General features: G+C 72.2%; 17 protein-coding genes. 6 read left to right on the plus strand and 11 right to left on the minus strand.

The window, feature by feature from the left end; genetic code table 11:
• The first annotated feature begins 62 nt into the window (after positions 1-62).
• A complete protein-coding gene (locus JOL79_RS04935; protein WP_210154444.1) occupies positions 63-653 on the plus strand; it encodes a TetR/AcrR family transcriptional regulator in 591 nt (196 codons plus the stop codon).
• Positions 654-692: 39 nt separating this feature from the next.
• Here JOL79_RS04935 and JOL79_RS04940 read toward each other — a convergent pair whose 3' ends face one another.
• From JOL79_RS04940 to JOL79_RS04955, 4 genes are all read right to left on the minus strand, one after another.
• Entirely contained in the window at positions 693-1,910 is a 1,218-nt protein-coding gene (locus JOL79_RS04940) for an acyl-CoA dehydrogenase family protein (protein WP_210154445.1), read from the minus strand.
• The gene (locus tag JOL79_RS04945) at positions 1,910-2,860 is read right to left on the minus strand and encodes a phosphotransferase family protein (protein WP_210154446.1); all 951 of its coding nucleotides are present in this window, start codon (positions 2,858-2,860) and stop codon (positions 1,910-1,912) included. Before JOL79_RS04945 ends, JOL79_RS04940 begins: the two co-directional genes overlap by 1 nt.
• A 66-nt stretch (positions 2,861-2,926) precedes the next feature.
• Entirely contained in the window at positions 2,927-3,886 is a 960-nt protein-coding gene (locus tag JOL79_RS04950; protein WP_230984228.1) for a DMT family transporter, read from the minus strand.
• A 123-nt stretch (positions 3,887-4,009) separates the two neighbouring features.
• Positions 4,010-4,369, minus strand: coding sequence for a VOC family protein (locus JOL79_RS04955; protein ID WP_210154448.1), 360 nt, complete (start codon positions 4,367-4,369; stop codon positions 4,010-4,012).
• Between the two features lie 146 nt (positions 4,370-4,515).
• Here JOL79_RS04955 and secA2 point away from each other — a divergent pair, with 146 nt between their 5' ends.
• Entirely contained in the window at positions 4,516-6,801 is a 2,286-nt protein-coding gene (secA2, locus tag JOL79_RS04960) for an accessory Sec system translocase SecA2 (protein ID WP_210154449.1), read from the plus strand.
• A 36-nt stretch (positions 6,802-6,837) separates the two neighbouring features.
• Here the strand turns inward: secA2 and JOL79_RS04965 are convergent, their stop codons facing one another.
• From JOL79_RS04965 to JOL79_RS04990, 6 genes are all read right to left on the minus strand, one after another.
• The gene (locus JOL79_RS04965; protein ID WP_210154450.1) at positions 6,838-7,689 is read right to left on the minus strand and encodes a cellulose-binding domain-containing protein; all 852 of its coding nucleotides are present in this window, start codon (positions 7,687-7,689) and stop codon (positions 6,838-6,840) included.
• Between the two features lie 123 nt (positions 7,690-7,812).
• Complete coding sequence (locus JOL79_RS35335; RefSeq protein WP_210154451.1) at positions 7,813-8,592, minus strand: hypothetical protein; 780 nt, start codon at positions 8,590-8,592, stop codon at positions 7,813-7,815.
• A 297-nt stretch (positions 8,593-8,889) separates the two neighbouring features.
• Positions 8,890-10,455, minus strand: coding sequence for a cellulase family glycosylhydrolase (locus tag JOL79_RS35740; RefSeq protein ID WP_210154452.1), 1,566 nt, complete (start codon positions 10,453-10,455; stop codon positions 8,890-8,892).
• A gap of 146 nt (positions 10,456-10,601) precedes the next feature.
• The gene (locus tag JOL79_RS04980; protein WP_230984229.1) at positions 10,602-11,918 is read right to left on the minus strand and encodes a lanthionine synthetase LanC family protein; all 1,317 of its coding nucleotides are present in this window, start codon (positions 11,916-11,918) and stop codon (positions 10,602-10,604) included.
• Positions 11,919-12,078: 160 nt separating this feature from the next.
• Positions 12,079-12,270, minus strand: coding sequence for a hypothetical protein (locus tag JOL79_RS04985; protein WP_210154454.1), 192 nt, complete (start codon positions 12,268-12,270; stop codon positions 12,079-12,081).
• 75 nt (positions 12,271-12,345) lie between these two features.
• Positions 12,346-12,768 (minus strand): VOC family protein, encoded by a 423-nt coding sequence (locus JOL79_RS04990; RefSeq protein ID WP_210154455.1) that lies wholly within the window; start codon positions 12,766-12,768, stop codon positions 12,346-12,348.
• Positions 12,769-12,938: 170 nt separating this feature from the next.
• Here JOL79_RS04990 and JOL79_RS04995 point away from each other — a divergent pair, with 170 nt between their 5' ends.
• Both JOL79_RS04995 and JOL79_RS05000 read left to right on the plus strand, forming a co-directional pair.
• Positions 12,939-13,406 carry a pyridoxamine 5'-phosphate oxidase family protein gene (locus JOL79_RS04995; protein ID WP_210154456.1) on the plus strand — a complete coding sequence of 156 codons (468 nt, stop codon included), beginning with the start codon at positions 12,939-12,941 and terminating at the stop codon, positions 13,404-13,406.
• A gap of 3 nt (positions 13,407-13,409) precedes the next feature.
• Entirely contained in the window at positions 13,410-14,417 is a 1,008-nt protein-coding gene (locus JOL79_RS05000; RefSeq protein WP_210154457.1) for a zinc-dependent alcohol dehydrogenase family protein, read from the plus strand.
• A gap of 49 nt (positions 14,418-14,466) precedes the next feature.
• Here JOL79_RS05000 and JOL79_RS05005 read toward each other — a convergent pair whose 3' ends face one another.
• A complete protein-coding gene (locus tag JOL79_RS05005) occupies positions 14,467-14,898 on the minus strand; it encodes a CBS domain-containing protein (protein ID WP_210154458.1) in 432 nt (143 codons plus the stop codon).
• Between the two features lie 158 nt (positions 14,899-15,056).
• Between JOL79_RS05005 and JOL79_RS05010 the strand changes: the two genes are divergently transcribed.
• Positions 15,057-16,715, plus strand: coding sequence for an NAD(P)/FAD-dependent oxidoreductase (locus JOL79_RS05010; protein WP_210154459.1), 1,659 nt, complete (start codon positions 15,057-15,059; stop codon positions 16,713-16,715).
• Positions 16,712-18,124 carry an ATP-binding protein gene (locus JOL79_RS05015; RefSeq protein ID WP_210154460.1) on the plus strand — a complete coding sequence of 471 codons (1,413 nt, stop codon included), beginning with the start codon at positions 16,712-16,714 and terminating at the stop codon, positions 18,122-18,124. Before JOL79_RS05010 ends, JOL79_RS05015 begins: the two co-directional genes overlap by 4 nt.
• Positions 18,125-18,132: the final 8 nt, after the last annotated feature.

Below are 18,132 nucleotides of genomic sequence, written 5' to 3' on the forward strand. Positions count from 1 at the left end.
AGTCCGCTAGCCAGCGCGCTGGACCGACCAGTCGGTATGCTGACCGCGAGGAAGGGGACCGGATGGCGAGCGTGTCGGCGGCGGCGACGGTGCGGGAGCGGCTCCTCGCGGCGGCCACCCGGCTGTTCGCCGAGCGCGGGTTCGAGAGCACGTCCGTGCAGGAGATCGTGCGGGCGGCGGGCGTGACCAAGGGCGCGATGTACCACTACTTCGACTCCAAGGACGATCTGCTCCGCGAGATCTACGCCCGGGTCCTGCGCCTGCAGACGGACCGGCTCAACCGGTTCGCCGACGCCGAGGGCCCCGTCGCCGAACGGCTGCACGCGGCGGCCGTGGACGTGGTCGTCACCACCGTCGAGAACCTCGACGACTCCAAGATCTTCTTCAGGTCGATGCACCAGCTCGCGCCGGAGACGTACCGGAGCGTCCGGGCCGAGCGGCGCCGCTATCACGAACGTTTCCGCGACCTCGTGGGCGAGGGGGTGCGGGCGGGGGTGTTCCGCGACGACGTCCCGGCCGAGATGGTCGTCGACTTCTTCTTCGGGTCGGTCCACCACCTCGGCACCTGGTATCACCCCGACGGCCCGCTGTCCGGCCAGGAGGTGGGCCGCCACTTCGCCGACCTCCTGCTGGCCTCGCTCCGCCCGGCCTGACCCGCCCCGGCCCCCTGGCCCCCTGGCTCGCCGGGCCCGTCAGCCGGGCTGCGCGGGCAGGTGCCGCCTGAGCTCCCGGCGTGCCAGGGACCGCCGGTGGACCTCGTCAGGGCCGTCGGCGAAACGCAGCGACCGGGCCCCCGCCCACATCGCGGCCAGGGGGAAGTCCTGGCTCAGCCCGGCCGCGCCGTGCACCTGGATGGCCTTGTCGAGGATCCACTCCACCCCCGCCGGTACGGCGATCTTGATGGCCTGGATCTCGGTGCGGGCCCCTCGGTTGCCGACGGTGTCCATCAGCCAGGCGGTCTTCAACACGAGGAGCCTGAGCTGCTCGACGCGGACCCGGGACTCCGCGATCCAGTCCCGCACGACGCCCTGCTCGGCGATGGTCGTGCCGAACGCGGTACGCGTCAGGGCCCGGCGGCACATCATCTCCACTGCCCGCTCGGCCATGCCGATCAGCCGCATGCAGTGGTGGACGCGGCCGGGCCCCAGGCGGGCCTGGGCGATGGCGAAGCCGCCGCCCTCCTCGCCGATGAGGTTGGCGACCGGGACCCGCACGTCCTCGAACACCATCTCGGCGTGCCCGCCGTGCCCGGCGTCGTCATAGCCGAAGACCCGCATTCCCCGCCGTACGGTGAGACCGGGGACGCCGCGCGGGACGAGCACCATGCTCTGCCGCCGGTGGGGCTCCGCCTCCGGGTCGGTGTTGCCCATGACCACGAAGACGGCGCAGCCCGGGTTCATCGCGCCGGTGACGAACCACTTGCGGCCGTTGATCACGTAGTCTCCACCGTCCCGTCGGATGGAGGTGGCGATGTTGGTCGCGTCGGAGGAGGCGACGTCGGGCTCGGTCATCGCGAAGGCCGACCTGATCTCGCCGTTCAGCAGCGGTCCGAGGTAGTCCGCTCGCTGCCGTTCGCTGCCGAACCGGTCGAGCACCTCCATGTTGCCGGTGTCGGGGGCGGCGCAGTTGGTGGCGGGCGGGGCGATGTCCGGCGACCGGCCCATGATCTCGGCAAGCGGCGCGTACTGGAGGTTGGTCAGCCCCGCGCCGCGCTCGCCGGGCAGGAACAGGTTCCACAACCCTCGTGCGCGCGCCTCCGCCTTGAGGTCGCCGAGCAGCGGCGGCGGGCTCCAGCCGCCGGCCGCCGCCTGGTCGTGGAACTCCCGCTCGGCCGGGTAGACGCACTCGTCCATGAAGGCGAGCATCCGCTCCCGGTACGCCTCAGTGGTCTCGTCGAACCCGAAATCCATCAGACCTCCCGGAGCCCGCGGTCGACGAGGAGGGCGACCTGGTCGCCGACCTCGGCGAAGCCGTCCCCGACGGTGAGACCCCGGGTGTAGCGGACGTGGATGCCCTCGGCGATCACCGCGAGTTTGAAGCAGGCCAGCCCGACGTACCAGCCGAGCCGGGACAGGTCGCGGCCGGAGACCGCCTGATAGTGGCCGGCCAGCTCGTGGAAGTCCGGCGGATCGCCGGGCGGCCCGTTGTCGAGCGCGCCGACCTCGCCGTACAGCAGGAACAGGGCCAGGTCGGTGAGCGGGTCGCCCACCGTCGACATCTCCCAGTCGAGGACCGCCGTGATCCGGCCGTCCGCCACCAGGGTGTTGCCGAGCTTGAAGTCGCCGTGCACGATCGCCGGCGGGCCGGACGGCGGCACCCGCGCGGCCAGCCGCTCGTAGAGCTCGTCCATTCCCGGCACCGCACGGCCGCGGGAGGCGTCGAGCTGCCGCTTCCAGCGGCTCACCTGACGCTCCAGGAATCCAGCGGGCCGGCCGAAGTCGCCCAGGCCGACGCTCTCGGGGTCGATCGAGTGCAGCGCGGCCAGCACCCCGGCCAGCTCGCGGGCGAGGGCAGGAGTCATCGGCGGCCGATCGCCCGCGACATGCTCCATGACGTAAAACGGCGCACCGACGACGCCGGGGTCCTCACACAGGTGGTACGTCCGGGGCACGGGCACCGGGGCGTCCCGCAGGGCGCTCATGACCCGGAACTCCCGCCCCATGTCGTGGGCGGTGGCGAGGACGTGTCCCAGCGGCGGCCTGCGGACGACCAGTGTCCCGGCGGCGTCGCGCACCACGTAGGTCAGGTTCGACCTGCCGCCCGTGATCAGCTCCGCCGTCAGCGGGCCGCGGGTGAGCCCCTCGCGCTCCAGATGCTCCGCGAGACGGCGGAGGTCGAGGCCGGGCGGATCCGACGTCACCCGGCCAGCGTACCGACCAGCCGGTATGCCGGTCCATACCTCCCGGCCCGCTGTGACCGGGGTGCGTCACACCGCGACGGCGGACCCCGGCTCGGGCGCGGGATCGGACGCGGACCTGGACTCGGGCACGGCCGTGGAATCCGAGGGGGAATCCAAAGGGGAATCCGAAGGGGAATCGGGCACGGGGGCCGGTAGGGGATCGGACGCGGCCGGGACGGCCGGGGACCGGTCCGGCGCCAGGCGCCCGAGGGTGACCGTGCCGGCGACGAGCACGGCGGCCGCGAACAGCGCGGGAACCACCGCGCCGGCCCCCGTCGGCAACCGCTCCCCGAGCAGCACGGCCCCGGCCGTGACCGAGGTGATCGGATCGACCACCTGCACCCCGGCGTAGGCGATGCCGAAGTAGCCCACCGCGTACGACTTCTGCAGCAGGACGACGGCGCAGACCAGCAGGACGGGGATCGCCAGGGTGAACCAGTGGAGCAGGCGCCCCGGGTCTCCGCCGAGCCCGCCGCCGACCACGCGGACGAACGTCGACACGGTGGCGGTGACCGAGCCCGCGCCGACCGCCATGAGCAGCGCCCGCCACGGGCCGCGCGCCCACCTGGCGGCGCCGAAGGTGATCGCGACGATCAGCGCGACGCACCCGATCAGGCCGAGCGCCGACGAGTCGGCCAGAGCGGGGGTCTCGGCGTGGGCCGGGACGAGGAGCATCAGCCCCAGCAGTCCCGCCGCCACGGCGGCCGATCCGGCGATCTCCGCCGGCCGCGGGCGCCGGCCGTGCAGGAGGGCGGCGAGCGGGACGGCGAAGACGAGCGTCGCCACGCTGACCGGCTGCACCACGACGAGCGGCGCCAGGCTCAGGGCCACGGCGTGCAGGGACGCCCCGGTGAAGCCGATCACTCCGCCGATCAGCCAGCGAGGCCGCCGCACGAGCGCCAGGGTGGCGCCCTCGGTGACCGCCTCGTACTGCTGCAGGGCGGCGCCCAGGGCGTAACCGAGCGCCCCCACGAGGGCGATCGCCAATCCAGCCCAGATCATGGGCGCCCGCCGGGGCGAGAGGTGGTGAGGATCACCAGGCAAGCTTAGGAAATCCCCGCACCGTCCCGGAACGCCCGGAGTGCGGCGGGCGCGGCGGGAGGGAGCGCGTCACGACCTCTCGGGGCAGACGCAGAAGAGGTGACCCTCGGGATCGGCGAGCACGACCCAGCCCTGTCCCGGCTGGAACTCGGGCCTGGTCGCGCCGAGCTCCAGATACTCCTCGACGGCCCGGTCGACGTCGGGCACCCGGAAGTCCAGGTGAAACTGCTTGTCCGGGCCGGGCCAGCCGGCCGGCTTCCGATCGGGCACCCGCTGGAAGTAGATGGTGTGGGTGCCGTCGCCGACTCCCGCGTATTCGTCCTCGGCGTACTGGACGTCGAAACCGGTGACGGCGGAGTAGAACTCGGCGAGCCGCCTGGGGTCGGCGCAGTCGATGGTGAAGGCGATGAGCTTCGCTTTTGTGGTCATACCCGCATCCTGGCCGAGGAGACTGCCATCCTCTGTCAGGTACGCGACGCCGTTCGGGTGTCCTCCTGCACATGCTGAGGGCGGGATGGTGGGACCATGAACCGGGCAGACGGAACCAGTCCGGCAGACGAGTCGTTGGAGCGAGCATGGCCCGGGTAGGTGACTGGATCAGACGGTTCCTCGACAAACCGGGGAGCGTCGACCTCACGCCGTACCAGCGGGTGGTAGCCGAGGCGGGGAGGCTCGAAGACGAGGTCGCTCGGCGCGACGAGCTGGTGCCCGCGTCCGTGCCTCCCGAATGGGTGGGTTCCGCGGAGTTCTGCGCGGTCGTCCGCGAGGCCGCCCGCAGGGCCCTCGGCCAGCGGCCCTTCGACGTCCAGCTCGTCGGCGTCCTCGGCCTGCTCGACGGCACCGTCGTGCAGATGGCGACCGGCGAGGGCAAGACGCTGGTGGGCGCCATGGCCGCGGCCGGATTCGCGCTGCGGGGCGCTCGCGTGCACGCGGTCTCGGTCAACGACTACCTGGCCCGCCGCGACGCGGAGTGGATGGGGCCGCTGTACGAGACGCTGGGCCTGACCGCCGGGTGGATCGCGGAGCTGTCCACGCCCGAGGAGCGCAGGGAGGCGTACGCGAAGGACATCACCTACGCGGCCGTGAGCGAGCTCGGCTTCGATGTGCTGCGCGACCGGATGCGGGTGGACGCCGCCGAGCTCGTCGTGCCGCCGCCCGACGTGGCGCTGGTCGACGAGGCCGACTCGGTGCTGGTCGACGAGGCCCGCGTGCCGCTGGTGCTGGCCGGCGCGGCCGACCCGGGCGTCGCGCTTCCGGAGATGGCCGCCCTGGTCAGGCGGTTGTCGAAGGGCTACCACTACACGATCGATGAGGAGGGCCGCAGCGTCTTCCTCACGCCCAAGGGCACCGACACCGTCGAGAAGGCGCTCGGCGTCCTCCTCTACGAGCACCCCGGCATCGTCACCCAGGTCAACCTCGCGCTGCACGCGCAGGCCCTGCTGATCAGGGACGTCGACTACATCGTCCGGGACGGCCGGGTCCACCTGATCAACACGTCCCGGGGCCGGGTCGCGATGCTGCAGCGCTGGCCGGACGGCCTGCAGGCGGCCGTGGAGGCCAAGGAGCGGCTCCCCGCCTCGGAGACCGGTGAGATCCTCGACTCGCTCACCATCCAGTCGCTGATCAGGCGCTACCCGCGCGTCTGCGGCATGACCGGTACGGCTGTCGCGGTGGCCGACCAGCTCCGCGAGTTCTACGACCTGCGGGTCGCGGTGATCCCGCCCAACCGGCCGTGCGCCCGGGCCGACGAGCCCGACCGCGTCTACCCGACCGCCGAGGCGAAGCGGCAGGCGCTGCTTGAGGAGATCTCCGCCCAGCACGCCACCGGGCGGCCGATCCTGGTCGGCACGCTCGACATCGCCGAGTCGGAGCAGCTCGACGAGGCCCTGCGCGCCCGCGGCCTGCGGCCGGTCGTCCTCAACGCGAAGAACGACGCGGAGGAGGCGGCGATCATCGCCAGGGCCGGGGAGCGCGGCGTGATCACCGTGTCGACCCAGATGGCCGGGCGCGGCACCGACATCCGCCTCGGCGGGGGCGTCCCCGAGCAGGAGGCGGAGGTCGCCGCGCTCGGCGGCCTCTACATCATCGGCACCGGACGCCACGAGAGCAGCAGGCTCGACGACCAGCTCAGGGGCCGCGCCGGACGGCAGGGCGACCCCGGCGGCTCGGTCTTCCTGGTCAGCGGGGAGGACCCGCTGCTCACGGCGTACGCCCCGGAGGAGGCGCTGCCCCCGGCCGGCGCCGGCGGGCTCGTCCGGGACCCGCGGGCCGCCGAGCTGATCGCCCACGCCCAGCGGGTGGCCGAGGGCGTCAACCTGGAGATCCACCGCAACACCTGGCGCTACACGCGGCTGATCGAGCGGCAGCGGACGGAACTGCTGGAACGGCGCGACCGGATCCTGCGGGGCGACGCCGGGGCCGAGGCGCTGCGCGCGGCCTGCCCGGAGCGCGACCGGGAGCTGCGGGCCGCCTTCGGCGACGAGAAGGTGGATCGCGCCGCGCGGCAGATCGTGCTGTTCCACATCGACCGCTGCTGGACCGAGCACCTCGGGTTCCTGGCCGACCTGCGGGAGGGCATCCACCTGCGGGCCCTGGGCAGGCTGAACCCCCTGGACGAGTTCAACCGGGAGGCCGTGCCCGCCTACCGCGACATGCTCGACGAGATCGAGCGGCGGTCGAAGGAGTCGTTCGAGAAGGCCGACCTCACCAGGGATCTCGACGATCAGGGGCTGAAGCGTCCCACCGCCACGTGGACCTACCTGGTGCAGGACAATCCGTTCGGGTCGGACTGGGACCGGATCCTCAAGCGGGTGGCCGGCGCCCTCAAGCGCGGCAGGAGCGGCAGGATCGGCGGGAGGTGAACGTGGGGCCCCCGCCCGCGGGCGGGGGCCCGGCGATCACGCGCAGGCGGTGCCGTTCAGGTAGAACGCCGCCGGCTCCGGGTTGGTGCCGGTGTTGGTGCCGTTGAACCCGATCGTCACCGACTTGCCGGGAGCGATGTTCTTGTTCCACTCCCAGTTCGAGGCGACCACGGTGGCGCCGTTCTGCACCCACTGGGCCGACCAGCCGTTGGTCACGTGCTGACCGCCGGAGGGGAAGGTGAACTGGAGACCCCACCCGCTGATCGTGGTGGTGCCGGTGTTCGTGACCTCGATCCAGCTGGACATTCCCCCGTTCCAGCCCGCCGTGCCGTACGTGACGTGGCACTTGAGGGCGGGTGGCGGCGGGGAGATGGAGGGCGACGTCGTGGGACTGATCACGTCGTTGTAGATCCGCACGATGACCGAGCCGGACCTGGCGCTGTACGCCCCCTTGGTGTCGACGGCCTCCACGTAGAGGTCGTGGTCCTCCCACGCGACGCCTGAGGGCGGCCAGGGAAGGCTCACGGTCCCTTCGGTCACCGCGGGCTGGAAGGTGGCCCGCAGCCGGGTCTCGCCGCTGGGCATCCTCTCGAACACGGAGTAGCAGGCGATGCCGTCCGCGTCGGTCGACGGGGTCCACTTCAGCCGGACCGTGTTCATGATCGAGCTGACAATTTCGGGCGTTCCGGGCGTCGTGGGCGGGTCGTTCGGCGGGGCGCTCGGCATCGTGGGGCCGGTGTTGCACGGGAACAGCGTCGGGGACGGGTACGAGGGCGACGGGGCCGGAGCGCCCGCCAGGCCGCCCGCCCACGCGCTCCCCGCCGCAGGGATCAGGATGGTGGCCGCGACCCCCGCGCCGGCCAACGCGCCTAGCCACGTTCTTCGCATGGCGTGTCCTTCTCGTCGATCGGTCGTCATGACGAGAGTCAAACCCGAAGTCATACACGGTCAACGTCACCGGCGGGCGGCGGACGGCCCGCCCCTGATGGCGGCGGCGGCGCACTGAAACGTTCAGCCCCCGCGATGGGGAACGCCGTCTTTCCGCACGCCGGCCCGCCTCCGGGCTCCCACCGGCGCCGCCCGGCCCCCCAGGGGTGACAGGCGGACGAGCCGGCGGGCCAGCATCCGCGCGCCGCACACGGCGACCGCGCAGACCACGATGGCCGTCATCGCCGCGCACGTCTGCGGCTCCGGCGCGGCGCCGTCGGCGGCGACCAGGCGGGCGTGGAACAGCGGGGCCGCCGCGGCGGCCTGGGCGGCGTGCGGGCACGGGTCGGGGCTGTGCGTCATGCTGTAGGCGCCCGCGGAGAAGGGCACCGGAGCGCCCTTCTTGCCCGGCCCCGCGCCCCACTGCGTGATGACGTACCGGACGAGGATGTGCCCGGCGCCGCCCGCGCCCTCGACGCTGTAGGTGTCGCTGTTCCAGGTGCCGCCGGTGAGGTCGGCGAAGGTCTTGCCGTCGAGGTCGATCATGACCCCTCTGTCGGACGGCACGCCGGGACCGCGGTCTCCCACGAAGAACGGCATCTTCTTGTCGCCGTGGATGACGTATCCCTTGGTGCCCATCGGCCAGCTGGGACTGGCCGCCAGGCCCTTCTGCATGGGCAGGCCCGAGGCCGGGGCGCCCGTGTCGCCGTTCACGCCGGAGCCGTCGTCCCAGTAATAGGAGGCGGTGGTCTGGCCCTGGAAGACGAAGTCGTCGCCGGCTCCGGGGCAGCCCGGGTTGCCGGCGTCATGCTGCTGGGCACGGGTGGCGACGGCCGGGGAAGCCGTCCGCCACCAGGCGCCCACCTGGGTCTCCGCGATGCTGGAAATGGGGGATCATCTCCTGACTGGTCACGGTCGAGTAATCGGACATTAAGCCACGATGACCTCGTCAGGCGATATTTTGGGACGAAACTTTACCTAGGTCGGGAATCCCCCAGAGTGCGACAAAAGGGGATGCGCCCCGTCCCCATGGCGGGGAGGGGCGCATCCGGCACACCTACGAAGGCGTTCAGGGCCACCTCTCAGAGCACTCTGAGGGCGCTCTCAGGCAGCTCTCAGACCGCTCTCAGGGCCGCTCTGAGGCCGGCTGTACGCCGCCACTCAGACGACCTGCAGGCGCGCTCGCAGGCCGGCCCCGAAGTTGGTGGCCGTGCCGTTGTAGTCGCTGATCAGTGACGGACCGGTGGAGCAGTCCCAGGTGTTCCAGGTCCAGCCGAGGTAGGAGGCGCCCTTGCCGTCGAACCAGTTCATGACCTGGTCGATGAAGGAGTGCCCGCAGTCGTTCTCGCCGATCTCTCCCGCCACCAGCGGCACCTGCGCGGCCACCGGGGCGAGCTGGCTGTCCCAGCACGACGTGCTGACGCAGCTGTTGAAGTTGTAGACGTGCCAGGCCGCGACCAGGTTGTTGAGCGGGTCGTTCGGCTTGTTCTGCAGCCACTGGGTCAGGTCGTTGGAGTACGCGAGGCCGCCGAGCATGATGATGTTGGTCGCGCCGGTCGCCCGGACCGTGTTGACCAGGCCCTGGAAGCCCGCCACCTGGTAGGGAATGCCGTTGCAGGTGCCCCCGTCCCGCCAGCAGGCCCATCCGCTGGCCGCGCTTCCGGTCGCGCGCTCCGGATAGGGCTCGTTGAACAGGTCGAAGACCACCTCGGTCTGCCCCTTGAACGCGTTCGCCACACCAGTCCAGAACTGCGGGGCGTACTGCGCGTCCGGCATGGGCTTCTGGCAGGTGGCGTGCACGTCGGAGCAGCCGGAGGAGTTGCCGGTGTACTGCCCGTAGTTCCAGTGCATCTCGACGATCGGCGTGATGCCCTTGGCGATCAGCCGGTTCACGAAGGCCTTGACCTCGTTCTGGTACGTCGTCCCGCCGTACGCGGACTGGATGTTGCCGAGGCCGAGCCAGCACTCCTCGTTGAGCGGCACGCGGACCGCGCGGACCTTCCACGCGCGCATGGCGTCGATCGCGGCGTTGTCCGTGGGGCCGTCCCAGATGCCGCGGCCCTGGACGCACATGAACTCACCGCCCGACCGGTTCACCCCCAGCAGGCGGTAGGCGGCGCCGGTGGAGGCGTTCACGATCTTGTTGCCCGAGACCTTGAGCTTCGGCGCCGTGCCCGGCTGGGTGGACGGGCTGGTGCTCGGCGAGGGGCTGGCCGACGGGCTGGCCGACGGGCTCGCCGAGGCGCTCGGTGAGACGCTCGGCGACGGGCCGGCCGATCGGCTGGGCGAGACGCTGGGAGACGGGCTCGACGGCACGCCCGTGCAGCGCGTCCCGTTCACGGTGAAGTCGGTGGGCGGGGGGTTGCTCCCGATCCAGCTTCCGTTGAAGCCGACGGTGAGGGTGGCGCCCGCGCCGAGCCACTTGTTCCAGTCGTACGGGTTCGCCGTCACCGACCGCCCGTTCTGGTTCCACGTGGCCGACCAGCCCTGGGTGATCTGCTGACCGCTGGTCGGGAACGTGAACGCGAGCGACCACGAGCTGATCTCGTCGCCGAGGTTCTGGATCGACACACTCGCGGTGAACCCGCCCTGTCCCGTCCCCCACTCGTTTGTGGTGTACGTGACCTTGCACGCCACCGCGGCCTCGGCCGCGGGCGCCGTCAGCAAGGCGAATCCACCGGCCGCGATCAGCCCGGCCGCGGTGAGGATGGCCCCTGTCCTTCGCATCTCGCTTCCCTCCGTCTACGACGGTCGGAAGCGTCGTCAGCCACGGCCGCCACCGTCAACGACGAGCCGCGGCGCGCCCTTCTGAACAGCGGTGACGGTCCGTTTCGCCCGAAAGTTTCACCCCCGGGACCGTTCCGGGGCGGGAGTCAGCCGGGCCCGTCCTCCCGCAGCCCGCCCTCCCGCAGGGCGGCCGCCGGGACGGGGATCGCGGGGAACGGATTGTCGGGCAGCAGGATCAACCGGCGCGGCGAGTCGGCAAGTCCCGCCGCGTCGAGGTGGAGCAGCGCCGCGCCGATGCCCGCCGCGCCGACCATGTAGCCGGTGTCCGCGGTGACGTCACCGGGCCGCAGCCGGCGGTACGCCTGATACCACCGGTAACCGGTGTCGTCGTGCGAGGTCGCCCGGCCGATGAGGTCGGCCGCCAGCGAGCGGGCGAACTCCAGGTAGTGTTCCCGGCCGGTGGCCGCCCACAGGCCGACGAACAGCTCAAGCACTCCCGCCGTGCCGCAGCACTGGCAGGCGACGTTCCAGTAGCCGGGGGACTGCTGGCTGGGCACGCCGCTGTGCTCGATCCCGTGGGCCAGCCGCTCGACCCAGTCGAGGTCGCCCGGGTCGCCGGTGACCCTGTGGAGCTCGTAGAACATCCGGGCCACCCCGGCGGAACCCGAGCAGAAGCCCAGGTAGTGGAGCCGCCGCTCCTGCGGGACGTGGTGCGGGACCAGCGCGCACTTGTCCGTGACGACGCTGATCGTGCGGACGAAGTCGGCTCCGCGCCTCGCCGCGGTCAGGAACCGCTCGTCGCCGGTCACGCCGTGCAGGCGGGCCAGCAGGAAGGCCGTCCCAGCGGTGCCGGACAGGAACCCGGGGGTCACCGCGTCGAGGGGCAGGTCGGCGCAGGGGCCGTCGCCGAAGCGGTGCCCGGGGACTGCGAGACCGGCGATCCGCTCCCCCGCCTCGACGGCCACCTCCTCGTACGCCGAGACGCCCAGCATGCCGGCGGCGTGCAGCAGCGCCAGCACGATGCCGCCGTCACCGCGCTGCGCGGGGTCGCCGGTCCAGCCGATGCCGTCGCCCATCCGCCGCACCCCGCGGACGATCCGGTCGGCGGCGGCCCGGGCGGCGTCGACGACCTCCTCGTCGCCGGTGGCCCATCCGGTCTCCGCCATCGCGAACGCCACGCCGGCGAGGCCGTGATAGAGCGTGAGGTCGGTCTGCCCGGACCAGGTGCGGGCGAGATGCCGGGCGCCCGCGAGCGCGTCGTCGAGGTACGCCTGGTGTCCGGTGGCGGCGGCCATTTCGAGGAAGAACAGCACGATCCCGGCCGCGCCGGAGTAGAGGGACGAGGAGTGCCCGGCTCCGGCCGACCGCCCCCGGGGGTCCGGATTGGCCAGCCAGTGCCGTTCCCGGCCGTCGTCCACGGCCGCCGACCGCACCCATCGTGCGGCCAGGATGGCGGCGGTCATCGGAGTCTCAGCGCGCGGCCATGAACTCATGCCTCATTGTCCCACATTTTCAGTAGGTAATGGGGGTCACTTCCCCCTCACCATGGAAGCGTACGGCCACTCGCACCCGGTTCATGCGATTTGCGGCCCCGAATCCCAGCGGGAGAGACCGGACGGCGAATCAGGCCACGCCCTCGACCCCCTCACCCCACGTCCCGGCGTCGAGGCCGTGTTCGGCCGCCAGCCTCTCCAGGCCGTCCAGGCGTCCGGAGTACAGCTGGACGTCGTACTCGTCCCCGTCCTCCCTCGCTCGCCGCAGCTCCCGCCTGGCCTCGGACACCCGGGCTCGCAGTTCGGCAGTGAACTCGTCCATACGCCCTCCCTAATCCGCGAACGCGATGATTGTCCGAAATGCGCAATTTCTCAAGTCCGCTGCCCGCGAGGTGCGTCAGGCGGGCGCCGCGGGGATGGTCCGCTGGTCCCGGCGGAGCGGATGGCCCGGTGGGATCTCGACGAGGACGATCGGCGTGCCGTCCGGATCCTCGATCCACATCTCCAGGAGCCCCCACGGTTCAAGGCGGGGCGGCGACGTCACGGGCAGGCCCGCCGCCGCCAGCCGGTCGTGCTCCGCCTGGACGTCGCGGACCTGGAGCCAGATCCGCGCGCCGGGCTCGCCCCGATCCCGGTCGCGCGTCCCGGCCGGGCCGCCGGAGAGTTCGAGGAATCCCTGGCCGAGGAAGAACACGACGCCCGGATCGTCGGCGGGCCCGAACTCGCGGTAGACCGCCAGACCGAGGACCTCACCGTAGAAGCGGCGGCTCGCCGCGCGATCGGCCGGGCTCAGGAGTATTCGGCTGCTCAGCACTTCCATGTGACGTAGGTGCCCACGCCGGGCATGCGGATAAAGGACGGGGCACGGCGGGCCCGCTCGGGTCTTTCGTCCCGTCCGGTGGTGACGGTCGGCGGTGCCGGGGACCAGCCCGGTGGGCGACGCTGGTGTCGCCCGCCCGCCGGACGTCCCTTGCTCATCGGAGGTTTCTCATGACGGAATTCGCCCGCCCCGCAGACCGGCCCGGCCAGAACGCGCCGGCCGGGATGCCCCGCCTGGAGCGGCTCGACAAGGACGACTGCCTGCGGCTCATCTCTCCCGGCGGCGTCGGCCGGGTGGCCTTCAACAACCCCTCGGGCCCCGTGATCCTGCCGGTCAACTACACGATCGAGGAGGGCGCCGTCCTGTTCCGCACGGCCTTCGGAGGGCCCATGGACGCCGACCTCCGCACCGGCGTCGAGGGCGCCGACTTCAAGGTCGCCTTCGAGGTCGACCACGTCGACGAGAACACCCGGGAGGGATGGAGCGTGCTCGTGCGGGGCGGCGCCCACCACATCACCGCCCAGGACCGCCTCGACCAGACGGGCTCCGGCGTCGATTCGTGGGCGGGCGGCGAGCGCGAGCTCTACATCAGGATCGCGCCCGTCGAGATCAGCGGCCGCCGCATCCGGCACGGATAGCGGGTGGACGCCTGGGTGGTGGCGCGGCCCGGCCCAGTTGCCTCGCGCCCGCTCGAGCGGACCACGCTCCCCGACCCCGAGCCCGGCCCCGGCGAGCTGCGGGTGCGGGTGGAGGCGTGCGCCGTCTGCCGTACCGACCTGCATCTGGCCGAGGGCGACCTGCCGCCGCGCCGGCCGCGCACCGTGCCCGGTCACGAGGTCGTGGGACGGGTCGACGCGCTCGGCCCCGGGGCGGCGGGCCCCGCGATCGGCGACCGGGTGGGCGTGGCCTGGCTGCGCTCCACCTGCGGCGCCTGCCGCTACTGCCTGCGCGGCGCCGAGAACCTGTGCCCCTCGTCTGCCTACACCGGCTGGGACGCGGACGGCGGCTACGCGGAGTTCGTCACCGCCCCCGCCGCGTACGTCTACCCGCTTCCCGAGGACGCGCCGGCCGAGACGCTGGCGCCGCTGCTGTGCGCGGGGATCATCGGCTACCGGGCCCTGGTCCGGTCAAACCTGCCCCCCGGCGGCCGGCTCGGGATCTACGGCTTCGGCGCGTCGGCGCACCTCACCGCGCAGATCGCGATCGCCGAGGGGGCGACCGTGCACGTGATGACGCGGTCGGCCGCGGCGCGGGAGCTCGCGCTCGAGCTGGGCGCCGCGTCGGCGGCCGGCAGCGCCGATCCTCCCCCGGAACCCCTGGACGCCGCGATCCTTTTCGCGCCCGCCGGCGAACTGGTGCCCGTCGCGCTCGCCGCGCTCGACCGTGGCGGCACGCTCGCGGTGGCGGGGATCCACCTGACCGACATCCCGGTGCTCGACTACCGGCGCCATCTCTTCGAGGAACGGACGCTGCGCAGCGTCACGGCCAACACCCGGGAGGACGGCCGGGAGTTCCTGCGGCTCGCCGCGGCCCACCGGCCCCGGGTGGCGACCACGCCGTACCCCTTCGCGGCGGCCGGCCGCGCCCTCGCCGACCTCGCGGCGGACCGCGTCGAGGGCGCGGCCGTCCTGCTCATGACCTGCTCATGACCTGCTCATGACCTGCTCATGACCTGACCAGGGGCCGATCACGGCCCGATCACGGCCCGTACAGCGCCCGCAGCAGGTCTGACTGCGTGACCAGGCCGATGATCCGCCCGCACGGACCGTCGACGACCGGCAGCTGCCTGACCCCGTGCCGCCGCATGAGCCGGGCGGCCGTCCTGAGCTCGGTGTCCTCCGTGACGGTGATCGCCGGGCTGGTCATGATCTGGCACGCCGTCCGGCCGTTCGCGCCCCGTCGCACGGCGCGGTGGGGCGGGCGCCGGCCTGCGGTCTCGCCGGGACGGTCGCCGATCTCGTCGAGCAGCAGGTCGTCGCGGACCACCCCCAGCACCCGCCGGTCCCGGTCGACCACGGGCACGGCGTCGACGTGGAACCGGCACATGGCCGTGACCACGTCGGAGAACGCGGCGTCCACCCCGACCGCGACGACGAACCTGTTCATGACGTCCCCGACACAGATCGCCATGCCGCATCCCTCCCCACCCCCGGGTCCGCGGCTCTACCACACGGTAACCGGCGGGTCATCGGGCGGTGCACCTGGGCCATGCCTACGACCTGGCTAATTCGCTGTTAACGAACGGACGCCCCGGCCTGGGGAAGGCCTCGCCATGCTTTGATGGATCCATGCCGAATCCCGCGATTCTGACCGTTGACGACGATCCTGCCGTTTCACGGGCGGTCGCCCGGGACGTGCGGCGCAAGTACGGTGACCGCTACCGGGTGATCCGCGCCGAGTCCGGCCCGGACGCCCTGGACGCCCTGCGAGAGATCAAGCTCCGGGGGGAGCAGGTGGCCGTCATGCTGGCGGACTACCGCATGCCGCACATGAACGGCATCCAGTTCCTCGAGGCCGCCATGGACCTCTTCCCACTGGCCCGACGGGTGCTGCTCACCGCCTACGCCGACACCGACGCCGCCATCGACGCGATCAACGTGGTCGATCTGGACCACTACCTGCTCAAGCCGTGGAACCCGCCGGAGGAGAAGCTCTACCCGGTGGTCGACGCGCTGCTGGACGCCTGGCTCTCCACTCCCGACGTCGCCGTCCCCGAGACGAAGGTCGTCGGACACCGGTGGTCGTCGCGGTCGTTCGCCGTGCGCGACTTCCTCGCCCGCAACCTGGTGCCGTACCGGTGGCTGCTGGCGGACGAGCCGGAGGGCGGCCGCCTGCTCACCGCGGCCGGGCTCACCGAGACCGACGTCCCGGTCGTGATCACATCGGACGGCAAGGCGCTGGCCCGGCCCACCGAGGCCGACCTCGCGGCGCACGTCGGGCTGAGCACGACCCCCGCGCTGGACTTCTACGACCTGGCCGTCGTCGGGGCGGGCCCCGCCGGGCTGGGCGCGGCCGTCTACGGCGCCTCGGAGGGCCTGCGGACCGTGCTGGTGGAACAGCGCGCCACCGGGGGCCAGGCGGGCCAGAGCAGCCGCATCGAGAACTACCTGGGCTTCCCCGACGGGGTCTCCGGGGCCCAGCTGACCGAACGGGCCCGCAGGCAGGCCCTCAAGTTCGGCGCCGAGCTGCTCACCACTCGCGAGGTGGTCGGCCTGGACAACTGCGGCTCGGCCACGCTGCTGCGGTTCGGCGACGGCACGGCCGTCGGGGCCCACACGGTGGTGCTGGCCACCGGCGTCTCCTATCGCAGGCTGGACGCGCCGGGTCTCGCGGAGCTCGCCGGGCGCGGGGTGTTCTACGGCTCGGCCTCCACCGAGGCGCCGAGCTGCCGCGACGAGGAGATCTACATCGTCGGCGGGGCCAACTCCGCCGGGCAGGCCGCGGTCTACTTCTCCAGGTACGCCAGGAAGGTGCACATCCTCATCCGGGGCGGCGACCTGTCCAGGTCGATGTCGCGCTATCTGATCGACCAGATCGAGAGCATCGACACGATCGAGGTCCACCCGCGCACCAGCGTGGTCGCCGGCGAGGGGGACGACCACCTGGAGCGGCTGACCCTCTGCGAGCAGCCGTCCGGTCAGACCCGCACGGTGGAGACGTCCTGGCTGTTCGTCTTCATCGGCGCGGAACCCCGCACCGACTGGCTGGGTGACTCGGTCGCCCGCGACGCGAACGGATTCGTGATGACCGGCCCCGATCTGATCACCGAGGGGCGGCGTCCGCCGGGGTGGGGGCTCCCGCGCGACCCGTACCTGCTGGAGTCCAGCATGCCGGGCGTCTTCGCCGCGGGCGACGTGCGGGCCGGATCCGTGAAGCGGGTCGCCTCCGCCGTCGGCGAGGGCGCGATGGCCGTGACACTCGTGCACCGTTTCATGGAGGCGCAATGACCCCCACGCTCACCCCCGGCGAGCTGCGCACACTTTTTCTCTTCGAGGCCCTGGACGACGACCAGCTCGCCATGCTGTCGGAGGCGGGCCAGACCGAGACCCGCGACGCGGGCACCCTCGTCTACGGCGAGGGCGAGCCGGCCACCTGCTTCTTCGTGCTGCTGAGCGGCACGGTGGCGATGAGCAGGCGGATCCACGGCGACGACGTCGAGGTCGCCCGCACCGAGCAGCGCGGCGTGTACGGCGGCGCGACCCAGGCCTACATGGGCGACCGGGTCGAGCAGACCTACCTCAACAGCCTCCGGGCGATCACCGACGCGGAGTTCTTCGTCCTGCCCGCGGAGACGATCGGCGACTGCGTCCGCGAGTGGTTCCCCATGGCCATGCACCTGCTTGAGGGGCTCTTCCTCGGCATGCGGGCGCATCAGACGATCGTCGGGGAGCGGGAGCGGCTGCTGGCCCTCGGCTCGCTGTCCGCCGGGCTCACCCACGAGCTGAACAATCCGGCCGCCGCGGCGGTGCGGGCCACCGCCGCGCTGCGCGGCCGGGTCGCCGGCATGCGCCAGAAGCTGGCCATGATCGCGGACGGCAGGCTCGACGGCAGCCAGCTGCACGACCTGGTGGAGCTGCAGGACGACGCGGTGAAGCGGGCCGCCTCCGCTCCCGAGCTGTCGCCGCTTGAGACCTCCGACGCCGAGGACGAGATCGCCGACTGGCTGGACGAGCGCGACATCGTCGGGGCCTGGGACCTCGCGCCGACCCTCGTGGCCGGGGGGATCGACACGCGGTGGCTCGGCCAGATCGCCGGCGCGGTGGGTGAGGACAACCTGGAGCCGGCCGTGCGCTGGCTCGCCTACACGATCGACACCGAGCTGCTCATGGGCGAGATCGACAACGCCGTCACCCGCATCTCCGGCCTGGTGTCCGCGGCCAAGCAGTACTCCCAGCTCGACCGCGCGCCGTACCAGACCGTCGACGTCCACGAGCTGCTCGACGCCACCCTGACGATGTTCCACGCCAAGCTCCCGCCGGGCGTGCGCAAGGTCAGGGAGTACGACCGGTCGCTGCCGCCGATCTCCGGATACGCGGCGGAGCTGAACCAGGTCTGGACCAACCTGATCGACAACGCGCTCGGGGCGATGGGCGAGAGCGGCACGCTCACGATCCGGACGTTCCGCGACGACGACCGGATCGTCGTCGAGATCGGCGACACCGGCCCGGGAATCCCGCCGGAGATCCGGCCGAGGATCTTCGAGCCGTTCTTCACCACCAAGCCGGTCGGCGAGGGCACCGGCCTCGGTCTCGACATCTCCTACCGGATCGTGGTGAACAAGCATCACGGCGACATCCGGGTGGAGTCGGTGCCGGGCGACACCCGCTTCCGCGTCTGTCTCCCCGTCGAGCAGTGACCGCCGCC

It is taken from the genome of Microbispora oryzae (assembly GCF_017896165.1).
Classification (GTDB): Bacteria; Actinomycetota; Actinomycetes; order Streptosporangiales; family Streptosporangiaceae; genus Microbispora; species Microbispora oryzae.